Source organism: Tatumella sp. JGM91, assembly GCF_018257575.1.
GTDB classification, from domain to species: Bacteria; Pseudomonadota; Gammaproteobacteria; order Enterobacterales; family Enterobacteriaceae; genus Tatumella; species Tatumella punctata.
The window spans coordinates 33,024-50,261 of sequence record NZ_JAERJP010000019.1; the positions used below are offsets into that span (position 1 = coordinate 33,024).

At 51.2% G+C, this 17,238-nt stretch carries 19 protein-coding genes; 17 read left to right on the forward strand and 2 right to left on the reverse strand.

Annotation, left to right across the window (positions count from 1 at the left end; genetic code table 11):
- Positions 1-147 precede the first annotated feature (147 nt).
- Entirely contained in the window at positions 148-1,401 is a 1,254-nt protein-coding gene (glyA, locus tag JK198_RS13110) for a serine hydroxymethyltransferase (protein WP_212710731.1), read from the forward strand.
- A 245-nt stretch (positions 1,402-1,646) separates the two neighbouring features.
- On the opposite strand, the gene suhB is transcribed toward glyA, so the two are convergent.
- Positions 1,647-2,450 carry an inositol-1-monophosphatase gene (gene suhB, locus JK198_RS13115; RefSeq protein WP_212708085.1) on the reverse strand — a complete coding sequence of 268 codons (804 nt, stop codon included), beginning with the start codon at positions 2,448-2,450 and terminating at the stop codon, positions 1,647-1,649.
- A 118-nt stretch (positions 2,451-2,568) separates the two neighbouring features.
- Between suhB and trmJ the strand changes: the two genes are divergently transcribed.
- From trmJ to sseB, 11 genes are all read left to right on the forward strand, one after another.
- Positions 2,569-3,297, forward strand: coding sequence for a tRNA (cytosine(32)/uridine(32)-2'-O)-methyltransferase TrmJ (trmJ, locus tag JK198_RS13120; RefSeq protein ID WP_212708084.1), 729 nt, complete (start codon positions 2,569-2,571; stop codon positions 3,295-3,297).
- 163 nt (positions 3,298-3,460) lie between these two features.
- On the forward strand, positions 3,461-3,961 hold the full coding sequence (gene iscR / locus JK198_RS13125; RefSeq protein ID WP_212708083.1) for a Fe-S cluster assembly transcriptional regulator IscR: 501 nt from the start codon (positions 3,461-3,463) through the stop codon (positions 3,959-3,961).
- 84 nt (positions 3,962-4,045) lie between these two features.
- Positions 4,046-5,260 (forward strand): IscS subfamily cysteine desulfurase, encoded by a 1,215-nt coding sequence (locus JK198_RS13130; protein ID WP_212708082.1) that lies wholly within the window; start codon positions 4,046-4,048, stop codon positions 5,258-5,260.
- A 21-nt stretch (positions 5,261-5,281) separates the two neighbouring features.
- The gene (gene iscU / locus JK198_RS13135) at positions 5,282-5,668 is read left to right on the forward strand and encodes a Fe-S cluster assembly scaffold IscU (protein WP_212708081.1); all 387 of its coding nucleotides are present in this window, start codon (positions 5,282-5,284) and stop codon (positions 5,666-5,668) included.
- Positions 5,669-5,680: 12 nt separating this feature from the next.
- Positions 5,681-6,004 carry an iron-sulfur cluster assembly protein IscA gene (gene iscA / locus JK198_RS13140; RefSeq protein WP_038022191.1) on the forward strand — a complete coding sequence of 108 codons (324 nt, stop codon included), beginning with the start codon at positions 5,681-5,683 and terminating at the stop codon, positions 6,002-6,004.
- Between the two features lie 78 nt (positions 6,005-6,082).
- Positions 6,083-6,598, forward strand: coding sequence for a co-chaperone HscB (hscB, locus tag JK198_RS13145; RefSeq protein WP_212708080.1), 516 nt, complete (start codon positions 6,083-6,085; stop codon positions 6,596-6,598).
- A 14-nt stretch (positions 6,599-6,612) separates the two neighbouring features.
- Positions 6,613-8,463, forward strand: a complete 1,851-nt coding sequence (gene hscA, locus JK198_RS13150) for a Fe-S protein assembly chaperone HscA (protein WP_212708079.1) — start codon at positions 6,613-6,615, stop codon at positions 8,461-8,463.
- Between the two features lie 2 nt (positions 8,464-8,465).
- Complete coding sequence (gene fdx / locus JK198_RS13155; RefSeq protein ID WP_212708078.1) at positions 8,466-8,801, forward strand: ISC system 2Fe-2S type ferredoxin; 336 nt, start codon at positions 8,466-8,468, stop codon at positions 8,799-8,801.
- 61 nt (positions 8,802-8,862) lie between these two features.
- A complete protein-coding gene (gene iscX, locus JK198_RS13160; protein WP_212708077.1) occupies positions 8,863-9,063 on the forward strand; it encodes a Fe-S cluster assembly protein IscX in 201 nt (66 codons plus the stop codon).
- Positions 9,064-9,081: 18 nt separating this feature from the next.
- Entirely contained in the window at positions 9,082-10,368 is a 1,287-nt protein-coding gene (gene pepB / locus JK198_RS13165; protein ID WP_212708076.1) for an aminopeptidase PepB, read from the forward strand.
- A 60-nt stretch (positions 10,369-10,428) separates the two neighbouring features.
- On the forward strand, positions 10,429-11,202 hold the full coding sequence (gene sseB / locus JK198_RS13170) for an enhanced serine sensitivity protein SseB (RefSeq protein WP_212708075.1): 774 nt from the start codon (positions 10,429-10,431) through the stop codon (positions 11,200-11,202).
- Between the two features lie 34 nt (positions 11,203-11,236).
- Here sseB and sseA read toward each other — a convergent pair whose 3' ends face one another.
- Positions 11,237-12,082: a 3-mercaptopyruvate sulfurtransferase gene (gene sseA / locus JK198_RS13175; RefSeq protein ID WP_212708074.1), complete on the reverse strand. Its 846-nt coding sequence runs from the start codon at positions 12,080-12,082 to the stop codon at positions 11,237-11,239.
- Positions 12,083-12,414: 332 nt separating this feature from the next.
- Between sseA and ndk the strand changes: the two genes are divergently transcribed.
- From ndk to ispG, 5 genes are all read left to right on the forward strand, one after another.
- Positions 12,415-12,846, forward strand: a complete 432-nt coding sequence (gene ndk, locus JK198_RS13180) for a nucleoside-diphosphate kinase (protein WP_038022177.1) — start codon at positions 12,415-12,417, stop codon at positions 12,844-12,846.
- 193 nt (positions 12,847-13,039) lie between these two features.
- Entirely contained in the window at positions 13,040-14,206 is a 1,167-nt protein-coding gene (locus tag JK198_RS13185; protein ID WP_212708073.1) for a bifunctional tRNA (adenosine(37)-C2)-methyltransferase TrmG/ribosomal RNA large subunit methyltransferase RlmN, read from the forward strand.
- An 81-nt stretch (positions 14,207-14,287) separates the two neighbouring features.
- Positions 14,288-15,022 (forward strand): type IV pilus biogenesis/stability protein PilW, encoded by a 735-nt coding sequence (pilW, locus tag JK198_RS13190; protein WP_249213327.1) that lies wholly within the window; start codon positions 14,288-14,290, stop codon positions 15,020-15,022.
- Positions 15,012-16,016 (forward strand): cytoskeleton protein RodZ, encoded by a 1,005-nt coding sequence (gene rodZ / locus JK198_RS13195; RefSeq protein ID WP_212708072.1) that lies wholly within the window; start codon positions 15,012-15,014, stop codon positions 16,014-16,016. The genes pilW and rodZ overlap by 11 nt, the downstream gene beginning before the upstream one ends.
- 36 nt (positions 16,017-16,052) lie before the next feature.
- Positions 16,053-17,174 (forward strand): flavodoxin-dependent (E)-4-hydroxy-3-methylbut-2-enyl-diphosphate synthase, encoded by a 1,122-nt coding sequence (gene ispG, locus JK198_RS13200; RefSeq protein ID WP_212708071.1) that lies wholly within the window; start codon positions 16,053-16,055, stop codon positions 17,172-17,174.
- The last annotated feature ends 64 nt before the right edge of the window (positions 17,175-17,238 follow it).

Here is a 17,238-nt window from a genome sequence, read left to right on the forward strand (position 1 = left end):
CCCGCGAAAATACTGAATGCCAATCGTTTGCGCAAAAAGAACGTTTTCCGGCTACCGTACTCCGGGAAAAGAGTTTACACTGTTGGCCGTTACCCGCCGATGGGTGTTAAATTGCCGTTTTTAAGTTAGCTTAGTCAGGAGATGCGGATGTTAAAGCGAGAGATGAACATAGCCGATTATGATGCCCCACTGTGGGAGGCGATGGAGCAGGAAAAAGTGCGTCAGGAAGAGCACATTGAACTGATTGCTTCGGAAAACTATACCAGCCCACGCGTAATGCAGGCTCAGGGTTCACAGCTGACCAACAAATACGCAGAAGGATACCCTGGTAAGCGTTACTACGGCGGGTGTGAATATGTGGATATTGTTGAACAGTTAGCGATCGATCGCGCAAAAGAACTGTTTGGCGCAGATTATGCCAACGTTCAGCCGCACTCCGGATCTCAGGCTAACTTTGCAGTGTATACCGCATTACTGCAACCGGGCGATACTATCCTCGGGATGAACCTGGCACACGGTGGTCACCTGACTCACGGTTCTCCGGTTAACCTGTCCGGTAAACTGTATAACGTGGTGCCTTACGGCATTGATGAAAGCGGCAAAATTGACTATGACGAACTGGCTGAACTGGCAAAACAACACCAGCCAAAAATGATTATCGGCGGCTTCTCTGCGTATTCCGGTGTGTGTGACTGGGAAAAAATGCGTGAAATCGCAGACAGCGTCGGCGCATGGTTGTTCGTTGATATGGCTCACGTTGCCGGATTAGTCGCAGCCGGTGTCTATCCGACCCCCGTTCCTTATGCCCACATCGTGACCACCACGACCCACAAAACTCTGGCGGGCCCGCGTGGCGGACTGATCCTGGCGAAAGGTGGTGACGAAGATTTTTATAAAAAACTGAATTCGGCGGTTTTCCCTGGCGGCCAGGGCGGTCCTCTGATGCACGTGATTGCCGGTAAAGCGATTGCGCTGAAAGAAGCGATGGAGCCGGAGTTTAAAGCGTATCAGCAGCAGGTTGCGGTTAACGCTAAAGCAATGGTTGAAGTTCTGCTGGACCGCGGGTTTAACATTGTTTCCGGGGGGACGCATAACCACCTGTTCCTGCTGGACCTGGTAGACAAAAATCTGACCGGTAAAGAAGCGGATGCCGCACTGGGACGCGCCAATATTACGGTAAACAAAAACAGCGTGCCTAACGATCCGAAGAGCCCGTTTGTCACTTCCGGTATCCGTATCGGTACACCAGCAGTAACCCGTCGTGGTTTTAAAGAAGCCGAAGTCCGTGAACTGGCAGGCTGGATTGCTGATGTGCTGGATAACATTAACGACGAAGCGACTATCGAACGTGTTAAAGGCAAAGTCCTCGAAATCTGCGCACGGTTCCCGGTTTACGCCTGAGAATGAATAACCCGTGATCCGGTACTCTGGTCCTCGCGGGCCAGGGTGGCCATCAGATAACGTTAATTGCACCTCAAAGGCGGATAATCTGCTGTCGGGGTGCATTTTTTTTATCTGGCCGCAGACGTTTGCGGAACAGTAAAGAGATAACGACACAAAGCAAGAGCGGCGTAGCGGGGGAGAAAAGGCGACATCAGGAGGGGGAAGGGCAGACAGTCATCAGACCGCCTGCCGGAAAGCAATGATTAGCGTTTCAGCGCTTCGCTTAATTCGTCGCGCATTGAGGCAAGCACGGCGCGTACTACGCGTGGGTTACCGGCAACGATATTACCTGAGCTCAGGTAGCCATGACCGCCGGTAAAGTCAGTGACCAGACCACCCGCTTCACGCACCAGTAATTCACCGGCGGCGAAATCCCATGGTTTCAGGCCAATTTCAAAGTAACCATCGGTACGTCCAGCGGCAACGTAAGCTAAATCCAGGGCGGCTGAGCCGGTACGTCTGAAATCTGCACACTGGGTGAACAGTTTCGTGACAACATTCATAAAAGGTACTGAATGTTGTTTGGCTTTGAACGGGAAGCCGGTAGCGAGGATAGTACCGTCTAAATCGCGGGCAGTGCTGCCACGCAGGCGGTAACCGTTTAACTGGGCACCCTGTCCGCGTGCAGCAGTAAACAGTTCGTTACGCATCGGGTCATAGACCACGGCGACTTCGGTACGTCCTTTGATACGCACGGCAATAGAAACAGAAAAGTGCGGGAAACGTTTAATAAAGTTGGTGGTGCCATCCAGTGGATCAATAACCCATTGAACATCCTTATCTTCACCTGCCAGTTCACCACTTTCTTCAGTGACGATTGAGTGCTTAGGGTAAGATTTACGAATTACCTCAATAATCAGGCGTTCTGCTTCGCGGTCGATATTGGTAACAAAGTCATTGCTGCCTTTCTGACTCGTCTCAACAGCGTCTGGAGTTTCGTAATTTTTAGCAATTAAATTGCCGGCCTTGCGCGCAGCGCGCACGGCGATATTGAGCATCGGATGCATCAGTTATTCCCACTGGATGTTAAAGAACGAAAAAACGCCGGGAAGTATAGCAGCGTGTTCAGATAATGTCTCTTTTTATGTTAGTATCCCTGCATCATTTTAAGAGCGGCCTTCAATTATGTTGCAGAATATTCGTATTGTCCTGGTGGAAACTTCACACACCGGGAATATGGGCTCCGTTGCCCGGGCTATGAAAACCATGGGGCTGTCGAATCTTTATCTGGTGAACCCATTAATTAAACCGGATTCTCAGGCAATTTCCCTGGCGGCGGGTGCCAGTGATTTAATTGGTAATGCCTGTATTGTCGACTCGCTGGATGAGGCCATTTCCGGGTGTAGCCTGGTGGTTGGTACCAGTGCGCGATCCCGTTCTTTGCCCTGGCCGATGCTGGATGCCAGAGAGTGTGGTGTTAAAAGCGTCGAAGAAGGTCAGCAGGCACCGGTAGCTCTGGTATTCGGGCGTGAGCGGGTAGGGCTGACTAACGACGAACTGCAGAAGTGTCACTACCATGTGGCCATTCCGGCAAATCCTGAGTACAGCTCCCTGAACCTTGCGATGGCTGTTCAGCTGATTGCTTACGAAGTGCGCATGGCATGGCTGCAGTCGCAGTCTGCAGATACCGGTGTGGCACAATATGCAGAGTCACCTTATCCGCTGGTTGATGACCTGGAACGTTTCTACGGACACCTGGAAAAGATGATGCAGGACAGTGGTTTTGTTCGTAAAGACCAGCCGGGGCAGGTGATGAGTAAGCTGCGCCGTCTGTTTACCAGGGCGCGTCCTGAGCGTGATGAACTGAATATTTTGCGCGGTATGCTCGCGTCCTTTGAGAAAAAATCGCACTGATGACTCGCTGTGGCTGAAGAAGGACTGAACAGCACAGCAGGTTAAATACCTGAGTAAAATACCCGGTTAAATAGTTGACCATTTTGGTCGGGAATGTCAGACTTATCGTTATTAACTTTTATTAACACTCCGGTAACCGGATACTGATCGAGGTCGTGTAACGATGAGACTGACATCCAAGGGACGTTATGCCGTCACTGCCATGCTGGATGTGGCACTGCATTCAAATGAAGGCCCGGTGCCTTTGGCCGATATTTCTGAACGTCAGGGTATTTCACTTTCCTACCTTGAGCAGCTTTTTTCGCGCCTGCGTAAAAATGGCCTGGTCGCCAGCGTACGCGGGCCGGGTGGCGGATACTTGCTTGGTAAAGATGCCAGCCAGATAGCCGTGGGTACCGTTATCACTGCTGTTGATGAGTCTGTCGATGCTACCCGCTGTCAGGGAAAAGAAGGTTGCCAGGGGGGAGAGCGCTGTCTCACTCACGTATTGTGGCGTGATTTAAGTGACAGAATCAGTGAGTTTCTGAATAATATTACTCTGGCTGAACTGGTCAATAACCAGGATATTCTTGAGGTTGCGGATCGTCAAAATAATGATAACCGACGTTTTCTTGACCCGCGGATGCCGTCTGCCATAGACGTCAAACAGCGTGCTTACAACTAGAGATTATGGCGTTATTTGCCTGCGTAATACCACCGCCATACTATAAATTATTAGCATTGAAGTGATGTACGGAGTTTAAGAGCAATGAAATTACCAATTTATCTGGATTACTCTGCGACTACGCCTGCAGATCCGCGCGTTGCTGAGAAAATGATGCAGTATCTGACGCTGGACGGGGTGTTCGGTAACCCTGCTTCACGTTCTCACCGTTTTGGCTGGCAGTCGGAAGAGGCAGTGGATATTGCCCGTAACCAGATTGCTGATCTGGTTGGTGCTGATCCGCGTGAAATCGTATTCACCTCCGGGGCGACCGAAGCTGACAACCTGGCGATTAAAGGTGCAGCACAGTTTTATCAGAAAAAAGGTAAGCACATCATTACCTGTAAAACTGAACATAAAGCGGTACTGGATACCTGTCGTCAGCTGGAAAGAGAAGGTTTCGAAGTGACCTATCTGGCACCACAGACCAACGGTATTATTGATCTTGACGTGCTGAAAGAGGCTATCCGTGAAGACACTATTCTGGTGTCCATTATGCATGTAAATAATGAAATCGGTGTGGTTCAGGATATTGCCACCATCGGTGAAATTTGCCGTGAACGCGGTATTATTTACCATGTTGATGCGACCCAGAGTGTGGGCAAACTGCCTGTCGATCTGAGCAAACTGAAAGTCGATTTAATGTCTTTCTCTGCCCATAAACTGTACGGACCAAAGGGGATTGGTGCACTCTATGTTCGCCGTAAGCCTCGTGTTCGTCTGGAAGCTCAGATGCACGGCGGTGGCCATGAGCGCGGTATGCGTTCAGGTACCCTGCCAGTGCACCAGATTGTCGGCATGGGTGAAGCTTACCGGATTGCTAAAGAAGAGATGGACAGCGAAATGGCACGTTTACGTGTGCTGCGTGACCGTCTGTGGAACGGTGTCAAAGACATGGAAGAGGTTTATCTGAATGGTGACCTCGAAAATGGCGCACCGAATATCGTCAACATCAGCTTTAACTATGTTGAAGGTGAGTCGCTGATTATGGCGCTTAAAGATCTGGCCGTCTCTTCCGGTTCAGCCTGTACGTCTGCGAGCCTTGAGCCATCTTATGTACTGCGTGCTCTGGGTATGAACGATGAACTGGCCCACAGCTCTATTCGTTTCTCTTTAGGACGTTTTACCACTGAAGAAGAGATCGACTACACCATTAATCTGGTGCGCAATTCTATCGGCCGGCTGCGTGACCTTTCTCCCCTGTGGGAAATGTTTAAAGCAGGCGTGGATTTGAACAGCATCGAATGGTCGCATCACTAACAGTCTTCAGGAGAATATAAAATGGCTTACAGCGAAAAAGTAATAGATCACTACGAAAACCCACGTAATGTGGGCTCTTTTGACAATGCTGACCCGAGTATTGGTAGTGGTATGGTGGGTGCACCTGCCTGCGGCGACGTGATGAAACTGCAAATTAAAGTCAGTGACACGGGGATTATTGAAGATGCCCGTTTCAAAACTTACGGTTGTGGTTCTGCAATTGCCTCCAGTTCACTGATCACCGAATGGGTGAAAGGTAAATCACTGGACGAAGCCCAGGGCATTTCAAATATGCAGATTGCGGAAGAACTGGAATTACCGCCGGTAAAAATTCACTGTTCTATCCTGGCTGAAGATGCGATTAAAGCAGCAATTGCTGACTATAAGAGCAAAAAAACAGACAAGTAAGCGAGGGCAGAGATGTCGATTTCCCTGAGCGATTCAGCTGCTGCGCGTGTCAGTAGTTTTCTGGCAAACCGTGGCTCAGGCTATGGCCTGCGGTTAGGCGTAAGAACGTCAGGCTGTTCGGGTATGGCTTATGTCCTCGAGTTTGTGGACGAACCACAGCCGGAAGATACGGTGTTTGAGCAGAAGGGCGTCAGAGTCGTTGTCGATGGCAAAAGCCTCGTTTATCTGGATGGTACAGAACTGGATTTTGTGAAAGAAGGCCTGAATGAAGGGTTTAAATTCAACAATCCAAATGTAAAAGATGAGTGCGGTTGCGGCGAGAGTTTCAACGTATAATCTCTGTGTCATACACTGAACATCTGCCCCAGCCTGCTGGGGCGTTTTTTTTATTTTTATCTCAGGTTCGGGCCGGTTATGAATTATTTTACCCTGTTTGATTTGCCAGAATCCTTTGATATTGACACTGCACGGCTGGCTGAACATTTCCAGACACTGCAACGTCAGTATCATCCTGACAAGTTTGCGACCTCTCCGGAAGCAGAGCGTCTGAAGGCGTTACAACATGCTGCAACCATCAATCAGGGCTACCAGGCCCTGCGTCAGCCGCTCTCCCGGGCAGAATACTTATTATCTCTGCATGGTTTTGATATCAACAATGAGCAGCATACCCTGCGTGACACGGCTTTTCTGATGGAACAGTTGGAATTACGTGAAGAGCTTGAAACTATCGAACAGCAGAAAAACAGTGATGCACTGGCAGACTGTTTTCGCCGGCTGGATGAAATGGAACAGCAGCGTAGTCAGCAAATGCGCCAGCTATTTATTCAGCAGCAATGGCCTGAAGCCGCAGATACGGTGCGTAAGCTAAGATTTCTCGCTAAACTGCGTGTTGAAGCAGAAAAGCTGGAAGAGAAACTGCTGGATTTTTAAACGGGAAGCTCGTTATGGCGTTATTACAAATCAGTGAACCGGGGTTAAGTGCTGCTCCTCATCAGCGCAAGCTGGCTGCCGGGATTGACCTCGGAACCACCCACTCCCTGGTCGCTACTGTCCGTAGCGGTCAGGCTGAAACTCTGCCGGATACACAAGGGCGTCATTTACTGCCTTCGGTGGTGAATTACCAGCCTGGCCAGTTAATGATTGGCTGGGAAGCCCGTCGCCTGGCTGCCAGTGATCCCCGTTATACCTTTAGTTCGGTGAAACGACTGATTGGCCGATCGCTGGCTGATATTCAGCAGCGTTATCCGCATCTTCCTTATCTGTTCAGTGCCAGCGAGAATGGTCTGCCAATGATGACGACGCCCGATGGCCGGGTGAACCCGATTCAGGTTTCCGGTGATATTCTGGCAGAACTTGCCGCCAGAGCCCGAGAGTCTCTGGGCGGAGAACTGGATGGCGTAGTGATCACAGTCCCGGCTTACTTTGATGATGCCCAGCGCCAGGGAACCAAAGATGCCGCGCGGCTGGCCGGACTCAATGTATTACGGTTGCTCAACGAACCCACTGCCGCTGCTGTCGCCTATGGTCTGGATTCCGGACAGGAAGGTGTGATTGCGGTGTATGATTTAGGCGGGGGGACCTTTGATATTTCGGTACTGCGTCTCAGTCGTGGTGTGTTTGAAGTGCTGGCGACCGGCGGCGACTCTGCACTGGGGGGCGATGACTTCGACCAGTTGCTGGCAGACTGGATCTGTCAACAGGCGGGGATTACCGACCTGAGTGACCGGCGCTTACAACGACAAATTCTGGATGCCGCCACGGCAGCAAAAATCACCCTCAGTGACAAACCACAGGCGACTATCAGCGTCGGTGACTGGCAGGGCAATATCAGCCGTGAACAGTTTACCGCCCTGATTGCACCGCTGGTTAAGCGGACGTTAATCGCCTGCCGCCGCACTTTAAAAGATGCCGGAATCGCGGTTGATGAGGTACAGGAAGTTGTGATGGTCGGGGGCTCCACCCGTACACCGGCAGTGCGCGACAAAGTGGGCGAGTTTTTTGCCCGTCAGCCGCTGACCTCGATTGATCCGGACAAAGTCGTTGCCCTCGGGGCGGCAATTCAGGCGGATATCCTGGTGGGGAATAAACCTGACAGTGATATGTTACTGCTTGATGTCATCCCTCTGTCACTGGGTCTTGAAACCATGGGCGGACTGACCGAAAAAGTGATCCCGCGTAACACCACTATCCCTGTGGCCCGTGCTCAGGAATTTACCACGTTTAAAGATGCCCAGACCGCAATGAGTATTCATGTGGTACAGGGCGAACGTGAACTGGTGAGTGATTGCCGTTCACTGGCGCGTTTTGCTTTGCGTGGTCTGCCGCCACTGCCGGCTGGCGGAGCCCATATTCGTGTCACTTTTCAGGTGGATGCAGATGGCCTGTTAAGTGTTACTGCGATGGAAAAGTCTACGGCTGTTGAAGCGTCTATTCAGGTGAAACCGTCCTATGGTCTGACTGAAAATGAAATTGCGACCATGATCACCGACTCAATGACCTATGCCCGCGACGATGTGGCGGCACGAAAACTGGCGGAACAGAAAGTTGATGGTCTGCGGGTACTGGAAAGCCTGGAGGGTGCGTTAGCCGAAGACAGCACATTACTTTCCGCTGATGAACTGCAGAAAATTCGTCAGGCTCAGGACAACCTGCGCCACGCACTGGAAGGTGATGATGAAGCGCAGATTGCTGGCGGAATAAAATTATTGGATCAAGTGACTCAGGAGTTTGCCGCACGCCGGATGGATAATTCAATTCGCCGGGCGCTGACCGGACACTCTGTGGATGAGGTTTAAGAATGCCTAAGATTGTAATTTTGCCCCATAAAGATTTGCTGCCGGAGGGCGGCGTCTATGATGCAGCGCCCGGTGAGACTATCCTGGATGTTGCATTACGTAATGGTATCGAAGTTGAGCACGCCTGTGAGAAGTCCTGTGCCTGTACTACTTGCCACTGTGTGGTGCGTGAAGGATTTGATTCACTGCCCGAGAGCACTGATGACGAAGATGATATGCTGGACAAAGCCTGGGGGCTTGAACCGGACAGCCGTCTGAGTTGTCAGGCGCGGATTGCCGACGAAGACCTGGTCGTGGAATTCCCGCGTTACACCCTGAACCATGCGCGTGAGCATTAATTAAAACGTTAACATCCCGGGTCGGAAATTTTCCGGCCCGTTTTGTGCCAGAGGAGTCATTATGTCAATCAAATGGACCGACAGCCGATTTATCGGTGAAGCACTGTATGATCAATTTCCGGAGACGGATCCGAAAACCGTCCGCTTCACTGATTTACATCAGTGGGTTTGTGAATTAGAAGATTTTGATGATAACCCTGAGGCTTCAAATGAAAAAATCCTCGAAGCAATTCTGTTAGTCTGGATGGACGAGTACGAATAACCCGTAAGGAGCGATTTTATGACCACACCAATGATGCAGATCAGACTCAGCCAGCAAGCTGCAGATGCCCGCTGGGGCGAAAAAGCCATTATTTCCAGCACTGACCAGGGGATGACTATCCACCTGAGTGCCGGGGATGAGCTGCAGGTTATTCAGCGTGCTGCCCATAAAATCGATGGTCAGGGAATACGTTCCGTCGCACTGGCGGGGGATGACTGGGATCTGGAACGTTGCTGGGCTTTCTGGCAAGGTTTTCGTTCACCAAAAGGTCATCGCCAGGTGCAGTGGCCACAACTGAATGACAGTGATAAAACCGAACTTCAGCAGCGGCTGAAAATTGTCGACTGGGTGCGGGATGTCATCAACCTGCCGGCCGAAGAACTCGGGCCGGAAGATTTAGCCAGCGCCGCGATTGATCTGCTCAGTGAAACCGGCGGTGATGCGGTCACTTACCGTATCACTAAAGGTGAAGCCCTGCGTGATCAGGGGTATAACGGACTGCATATTGTCGGCAGGGGTTCGACCCGCTCACCGGTATTATTAACCCTGGACTTTAACCCTTCGGCAGATGATGCAACGCCGGTTGATATCTGTCTGGTCGGGAAAGGGATTACTTTTGATACCGGCGGCTACAGCCTGAAAGGCAGCACTTTTATGGATTCGATGAAATCCGATATGGGCGGTGCTGCTACTCTGACTGGCGCGCTGGCGCTGGCAATCAGCCGCGGCCTGAATAAACGCGTGAAGCTGATCCTGTGCTGTGCTGATAATATGGTCAGTGGCGGGGCATTGCGCCTCGGGGATATTATCCGTTATCGCAACGGTAAATCAGTTGAAGTGATGAATACTGATGCTGAAGGGCGACTGGTCTTAGCTGATGGCCTGATCGATGCCAGCCAGCAAAAACCCCGGCTGCTGATTGACGCCGCAACCCTGACCGGGGCCGCAAAAACAGCGCTGGGTAATGATTACCATGCCTTGTTCAGTTTTGATGAATCGCTGGCCAGCCAACTGCTGGACAGTGCTGCTGCAGAAGGTGAGTTATTCTGGCGTTTACCGCTGGCAGAGTTCCATCGCCAGCATCTGCCGTCAAACTTTGCCGACCTGAACAATATTGCCAGTCCTTCCCATGCGGCAGGGGCCAGCAGCGCAGCCGCTTTCCTGTCTTATTTTGTGGAAGACTACCAGCAGGGCTGGTTGCATATTGACTGTTCGGCGACTTACCGGAAAGGTGCGGTCGATCAGTGGTCGGCCGGGGCGACCGGACTGGGAGTCCGGACACTGGCTAACCTGTTACTTAAATAAACCTGATAGTTTTCTTCAGCAGGGCAGACTCCGGTCTGCCCTTATTTTCGGGCAGATAAAATGCAGATATCTCTTGAAGAATTGTTAACTAAAGCGGCAACAGAACCGGCCCATCGTCCTGAATTTTTTCAGCGGCTGATGCAGTCTGATGTCTGGGTTATCGGCAGTAACAATGCGGGAAGCACAGAACAGAGTACGATCTGTGATCTTGAACACTGGGAAAAAGAGGACGGACAGCCTGTGATACCGTTCTTCACCTCAGAAGCCGCCTTTACCGAAGCGGGCGGGGCGAAAAAAGCAGGTTTCAGCCTCAGTACCCGGGCACTGTTTGAAATGACCCGTGGCGAAATCCTGTTTCTGAATCCGGGGCGTGACAGCGGGAAAGAATTTACGGTAGCAGAAATAGATGCGCTGTTATCGGGGGCTGGTAACGCGTTAACTGAGCTCAGTGTCCGCGAACAGGGGCAGACGTTATTACTGTCGGCCGTTGAGCAGCCTCCGCAACAGTTGACAGACTCGCTGAAAAAACTGTTCAGTACATATAAACCGGTTCGCAGGGCCTTTATTGCATGGTGTAAAGAAACACCGGAGCAACCCGGGAATTTATTGATCGGTATCGAAGCCAGCGACGATCTGGATGATATTATTCAGGCGGCCGGGCACGTGGCTATGGATACGCTTCCTGATGATGGGGTGATCGATTTCTGTGAAGTCCGGGAGTCATCTGAAGGTATCAGTCACTTCTTCAGCGCCCATATAATACCGTTCTATCAGCGGCCCCATGGCAGTTTTCTGCGCGGACTGGCGTTAAACGGCGGGCAGCGCATTTTATAAATCCGGGGACGGGTGCCCCGGAAAATACAGGTTATTACAATTGCACCCCGGGCAGGTCGTCTCTGCTGCCCCATTCTCCCCAGGCGCCGTCGTAGAGGCTGACCTGTTGCTGACCAAGACGGGTTAAGGCAGCAATCAGTACCACGGCGGTAACACCTGAACCACAGCTGGCGATCACCGGTCGGCGGATATCCACACCCGCGGCTTCGAACACCTTGCGCAGTTGTTCGTCATTGAGTAACTGTCCGTTCTGTACCAGGCTATTCCAGGGAATATTCAGGCTGCCCGGGATATGGCCTCGTTTCAGACCCGGCCGGGGCTCATCCACCTCGCCGTTAAAACGAGGAGCGGCTCGTGCATCAATGATTTGAGCACTGCCTTCGTGGCTGGCCAGTAATACATCATTCAGCCGGCTGATTTGCCCCTGCTGTGGCCTGGCATCAAAAACACCTTCGGCCAGTTGAGGGATCCCGGTCTCTGTCGGTAGCCCGGCCTCTTTCCATGCCTGCAATCCGCCGGCGAGGATCGAGACCTGAGAGACCCCAAAGTGGCGCAGCATCCACCATGCACGCGGCGCTGAAAACAGGCTGCCATCGTCATATACCACCAGGTGTTTATCACTGTCCACCCCCAGTTCACGCATAGCAACCGCAAAGGCCTCCGGCCGTGGCATCATATGCGGGAAGGGGCTATTGTGGTCGGACAATGCTTCAATATTAAAAAAGGGTGCTCCGGGGATATGTCCGGCCTGGTATTCACGGTCAATATCTCGCGTCAGTTCCTGGCCCGGTGGCAGCATTCTGGCATCCAGTATTTGCAGATGCTGATCATGCTGATGCTCAGCCAGCCATGCGGTAGTTACAAAAATTGCCGGATTCATAGCCTCTCCTGTGGAATTAGGGTGTTCTGAGTGTCGGTGATTTTATCTGTCAGCTCAAGTTCCGGCGCAGGAAAAAGACAACAACTGTCATACTTTTACGCGGGCAGGGATTTATCCGGCCGGTGAAAGACAGGTATTTTGTTCATCTATCCACCAATCTGCTGATCAGGCGATGATTTTTTAAAAAAAAACACGATTTACCGTAGGCAATAGCGGCATAGCCCCCTATAATTTGCGCCGTTTCTTCGCCGGAACGGTTATTTCGTATTCTGTTTTCAGGCCGCAATAATTATTCTGTGCGACATACTGTGAAAGTTCAGACTGAGGTCAAAATGACAATCGAACGTACGTTTTCTATTATCAAGCCAAACGCTGTCGCTAAAAACGTGATTGGTGCTATCTATAACCGTTTTGAAAGCGCTGGCTTCAAAATTGTTGCTGCAAAAATGCTGCACCTGACCAAAGAGCAGGCTGAAGGTTTTTACGCAGAACACAAAGGCCGTCCTTTCTTTGACGGTCTGGTAGAATTCATGACCTCTGGTCCGGTTGTTGTCTCTGTACTGGAAGGTGAAAACGCAGTACAGCGTCACCGTGACCTGATGGGTGCAACTAACCCGGATAACGCTCTGGCGGGTACTTTACGCGCAGATTACGCTGACAGCTTCACCGAGAACGCAACTCACGGTTCTGATTCTCAGGAATCTGCAGCACGTGAAATTGCTTACTTCTTCGCTGAAGGTGAAGTTTGCCCGCGTACCCGTTAATCTGTCCCTGCGGGAAATGACTGTAAACACACAGTGACAAAATAGTCAGTGAACGGGGCAACCCTGAATGGCATCCCGCAACAGATAATGTACAATAAGCACCCCTGCAGAATATTTCTGCAGGGGTGTTTCTTTATTAAACTGTCTATCCATAACCGAGCCATAACGTGTAACAACGAGGCCAGAGATTATTATGTCCGAACCTGCAGCAACTCCTGTATCCGTAACCCCTGTCACTGCGACACCCAAAGCTAAAATCAACCTGCTGGATTTAAACCGCCAGCAAATGCGTGAATTCTTTCTTGAACTCGGGGAAAAGCCATTTCGTGCCGATCAGGTAATGAAATGGATTTATCACTATTGCAGTGATGACTTTGAGCAGATGACAGATATCAACAAAGTCCTGAGGCAGAAACTGAGCCAGGTCGCCGAAATTCGTGCGCCGGAAGTGGCTGAAGAAATGCGCTCGTCTGATGGCACCATTAAGTGGGCAATCCGCGTCGGTGACCAGCTGGTAGAAACGGTTTATATTCCTGAAAATGACCGCGCGACACTTTGTGTTTCCTCACAGGTCGGATGTGCACTGGAATGTAAATTCTGTTCTACCGCACAACAGGGTTTTAACCGTAACCTGCGCGTGTCGGAAATTATTGGTCAGGTGTGGCGGGCAGCGAAAATTATTGGTGCGGCCAAAGTAACCGGCCAGCGTCCGATTACCAATGTGGTAATGATGGGCATGGGTGAGCCGTTACTGAACCTGAATAATGTTGTCCCGGCGATGGAAATCATGCTGGACGACTTTGGTTTCGGATTATCTAAACGTCGCGTAACCCTGTCGACATCGGGGGTGGTTCCGGCACTGGATAAGCTGGGTGATATGATTGATGTGGCACTGGCTATTTCCCTGCATGCGCCGAATGATGCATTGCGTGATGAAATTGTGCCAATTAACAAAAAATATAATATCGAGACTTTCCTGCAGTCGGTCAAACGCTATATGGAAAAGTCTAACGCCAATCAGGGCCGTGTAACTATTGAGTATGTCTTGCTGGATCATGTTAATGACAGCACCGATCACGCTCATCAACTGGCAGAAGTGCTGAAAAACACCCCTTGTAAGATCAACCTGATCCCATGGAACCCCTTCCCGGGTGCGCCTTATGGCCGCAGCTCTAATAGCCGTGTTGACCGTTTTTCGAAAGTACTGATGGATTATGGTTTCACCACTATTGTGCGTAAAACCCGCGGTGACGATATTGATGCTGCCTGTGGGCAGTTAGCCGGGGATGTTATTGACCGTACAAAGCGGACTTTACGCAAAAAAGCAGCCGGTGAAGAAATCTCTGTGAAGGCAGTCTAAGCTTATACGGTTCTTAGTTTAATTGATCCTCTGTCATCTGTATGGCTTATAGCTTCGTCAGGATGAGCATGGAGACAGAGGATGTTAACAAAATCATGGATGACCACTGCATTGCTGGCAGTTTCGGCAGTTGTTAGCGGTTGCAGCCGTCCGCCGTCAGTTTCACCGGTGCGGTTACAGTTAGGCCTGCAATATCTGGTGGCAGGGGAGTATTCTGCCGCCGAACGGAACCTGCAACGAGCCAGACTGGCAGCGGCAGAAGATTACCGGCCTGTGCTGGGACTGGCCCGGCTTTATCAGGCTCAGGGCGATAATGACGAGGCGGCTGTCTGGTACACCCGGGCAGAGGAAATTGCACCGGAAAATGGCTATGTGCTTAATAATTACGGTGCGTTTCTGTGTTCTTTAAGGCAGTATGATAAAGCACAGTCCCGTTTCTTAGCGGCAATGCAGGCTGATGAAACCGGCAGCCGGATTCAGGCACTACTGTTTTCAGGAAGGTGTTTTCTGGATGCGGGGGATACCCGCCAGGCGGCTGATAGTTTGTCGCAGGCGGTTGTTGCTGAAAATTCTGCAGCCGGTAAATTGCTTGAAGAAGCCGGCCGACGGCTGGAACAACAGAAATTTGCGGATACACGGTTGTTGTTAGAGATTTATCACCAGCAACGCTCTGCCAGTGCAGAGAGTTTATGGTTAAAGATTCTTTACGCCGCGCGACAAAATGCCACCAGTGACGTGAAGCGTTACGGTGACCAGTTAGCGCGGGTTTATCCACTTTCGATACAGTACCAGCGTTATTTAGCTAATGAATACTGAAGCCACCCAAGAAAAATCTGCAGTCCCGTCCACAGGTGAACGTCTGCGTTTAGCCCGTGAATCCAAAGGGCTGACGCAACAAAATGTTGCGGAACGTCTTTGCCTGAAAGTGTCCACGGTACGTGATATCGAGGAGGACAAATCACCGACTGATTTAGCCGCGACTTTCTTACGCGGTTATATACGCTCTTATGCCCGGCTGGTGAATGTCCCTGAAGATGATATTTTGCCGATGCTCTCTAAACAGGCACCGGTGCGTTCGGCAAAAATTACCCCTATGCACAATATCTCCCTTGGCAGCAGCAGCCGGCGCAAGAAACGCGATGGCATGCTGACAACATTTACCGTGCTGGTTATCCTTGTCGTGGTGGGCCTTACTGTTGCCTGGTGGTGGCAGAACCACAAAGCCTCTCAGGCGGATATGGCGGCGATGACGGATTCCGCGTCAGAAGTATCATCCGGCGGCGGTAATGAACAATCTATCCCTCTGTCGGCCGACGACAGTTCAGCGACAGGCTCAACCCCGGTGCCTCTGGATACAGAGAACACGGCACCTGCTGCGCCTGAAAATACCCCGGCACCTGCTGCTGAGACACCGGCAGCACCACAGACGCCAGCTCAGCCGGTCGCGGTTTCTCCGTCACAGACCTCTTTACCGGCCAGTCCGCCGGCCGTTGCTCAGGCTCCTCAGGCGCCGGATACTACCGCTTCGGCCCCTGCGACAGCAGCTGCAGATACCACAGCCGCAAGTTCAGATGCGCTGGTAATGAACTTTAACGGAGACTGCTGGCTGGAAGTGACTGATGCAACCGGCCGTAAACTGTTCAGTGGTTTACAACGTAAGGGAAGCAGCCTGAACCTGAAAGGCAAAACGCCGTATCGCTTAAAAATTGGCGCACCCTCAGCTGTTTCTGTACAGTTCCGTGGTCAGCCTGTTGATTTAAATCGTTTTATTCGTAATAACCAGGTCGCCCGCCTGACAGTTGGTGCATAATAGCGCGCCATTGCAGAGGACTTGTGGAGAAAAAATATGCATAACCAGGCTCCAATAAACCGTCGTAAATCCACGCGGATTTATGTTGGTAAGGTGCCAGTCGGCGACGGAGCGCCTATTGCCGTCCAGTCGATGACCAATACCCGTACGACTGATGTCGAAGCCACCGTTACTCAGATTAAAGCTCTGGAGCGGGTAGGTGCTGATATTGTTCGTGTGTCTGTGCCAACCATGGATGCTGCTGAAGCTTTCCGTCTGATTAAACAACGTGTCAGTGTGCCGCTGGTGGCAGATATTCACTTTGACTACCGTATTGCCCTGAAAGTGGCCGAGTATGGTGTTGACTGTTTACGTATCAACCCGGGGAATATCGGCAATAATGAACGTATCCGTCAGGTGGTTGACTGTGCCCGTGACCATAATATTCCGATTCGTATCGGGGTAAATGCCGGCTCACTGGAAAAAGATCTGCAGGAAAAATATGGCGAGCCGACGCCTCAGGCATTGCTGGAATCGGCTATGCGCCATGTTGATCATCTGGACCGGCTTAATTTCGATCAGTTTAAAGTCAGTGTGAAAGCCTCGGATGTGTTTCTCGCTGTCGAGTCTTATCGTCTGCTGGCAAAACAGATTGATCAGCCTCTGCACCTCGGGATCACTGAGGCCGGTGGCGCACGTGCCGGGTCGGTTAAATCTGCGATTGGTCTGGGGTTACTGTTATCTGAAGGTATTGGTGACACACTGCGTATTTCCCTGGCTGCCGATCCGGTCGAAGAGATTAAAGTCGGCTTTGATATCCTGAAATCATTACGTATCCGTGCCCGCGGGATCAACTTCATTGCCTGCCCGACCTGTTCACGTCAGGAATTTGATGTGATCGGTACCGTGAATGCACTGGAACAACGCCTTGAAGATATTATCACCCCGATGGATGTTTCTATCATTGGCTGCGTGGTTAACGGACCGGGTGAAGCCACTGTATCGACACTTGGCGTTACCGGCGGCAGCAAAAAAAGCGGGTTTTATGAAGACGGTGTCCGGCAACGTGACCGGCTGGATAACAGCGATATGATTGAACAACTTGAAGCGCGTATCCGGGCTAAAGCTTCAATGCTTGACGAAAATCACCGGATTACTGTCCGCCAGGTTGAGAAATAAAGGTGATGCATTCCTCAGGGAATGTATCGTTTGATGATTGCTCCTGTGCGGTATCAGCCCGATA

What these genes read in the sequence shown, in the direction of transcription:
- glyA (WP_212710731.1), top strand. Translation starts at nt 148, where the DNA reads ATGTTAAAGCGAGAGATGAACATAGCCGATTATGATGCCCCACTGTGG.
- suhB (WP_212708085.1), bottom strand. Translation starts at nt 2,450, where the DNA reads ATGCATCCGATGCTCAATATCGCCGTGCGCGCTGCGCGCAAGGCCGGC.
- trmJ (WP_212708084.1), top strand. Translation starts at nt 2,569, where the DNA reads ATGTTGCAGAATATTCGTATTGTCCTGGTGGAAACTTCACACACCGGG.
- iscR (WP_212708083.1), top strand. Translation starts at nt 3,461, where the DNA reads ATGAGACTGACATCCAAGGGACGTTATGCCGTCACTGCCATGCTGGAT.
- JK198_RS13130 (WP_212708082.1), top strand. Translation starts at nt 4,046, where the DNA reads ATGAAATTACCAATTTATCTGGATTACTCTGCGACTACGCCTGCAGAT.
- iscU (WP_212708081.1), top strand. Translation starts at nt 5,282, where the DNA reads ATGGCTTACAGCGAAAAAGTAATAGATCACTACGAAAACCCACGTAAT.
- iscA (WP_038022191.1), top strand. Translation starts at nt 5,681, where the DNA reads ATGTCGATTTCCCTGAGCGATTCAGCTGCTGCGCGTGTCAGTAGTTTT.
- hscB (WP_212708080.1), top strand. Translation starts at nt 6,083, where the DNA reads ATGAATTATTTTACCCTGTTTGATTTGCCAGAATCCTTTGATATTGAC.
- hscA (WP_212708079.1), top strand. Translation starts at nt 6,613, where the DNA reads ATGGCGTTATTACAAATCAGTGAACCGGGGTTAAGTGCTGCTCCTCAT.
- fdx (WP_212708078.1), top strand. Translation starts at nt 8,466, where the DNA reads ATGCCTAAGATTGTAATTTTGCCCCATAAAGATTTGCTGCCGGAGGGC.
- iscX (WP_212708077.1), top strand. Translation starts at nt 8,863, where the DNA reads ATGTCAATCAAATGGACCGACAGCCGATTTATCGGTGAAGCACTGTAT.
- pepB (WP_212708076.1), top strand. Translation starts at nt 9,082, where the DNA reads ATGACCACACCAATGATGCAGATCAGACTCAGCCAGCAAGCTGCAGAT.
- sseB (WP_212708075.1), top strand. Translation starts at nt 10,429, where the DNA reads ATGCAGATATCTCTTGAAGAATTGTTAACTAAAGCGGCAACAGAACCG.
- sseA (WP_212708074.1), bottom strand. Translation starts at nt 12,082, where the DNA reads ATGAATCCGGCAATTTTTGTAACTACCGCATGGCTGGCTGAGCATCAG.
- ndk (WP_038022177.1), top strand. Translation starts at nt 12,415, where the DNA reads ATGACAATCGAACGTACGTTTTCTATTATCAAGCCAAACGCTGTCGCT.
- JK198_RS13185 (WP_212708073.1), top strand. Translation starts at nt 13,040, where the DNA reads ATGTCCGAACCTGCAGCAACTCCTGTATCCGTAACCCCTGTCACTGCG.
- pilW (WP_249213327.1), top strand. Translation starts at nt 14,288, where the DNA reads ATGTTAACAAAATCATGGATGACCACTGCATTGCTGGCAGTTTCGGCA.
- rodZ (WP_212708072.1), top strand. Translation starts at nt 15,012, where the DNA reads ATGAATACTGAAGCCACCCAAGAAAAATCTGCAGTCCCGTCCACAGGT.
- ispG (WP_212708071.1), top strand. Translation starts at nt 16,053, where the DNA reads ATGCATAACCAGGCTCCAATAAACCGTCGTAAATCCACGCGGATTTAT.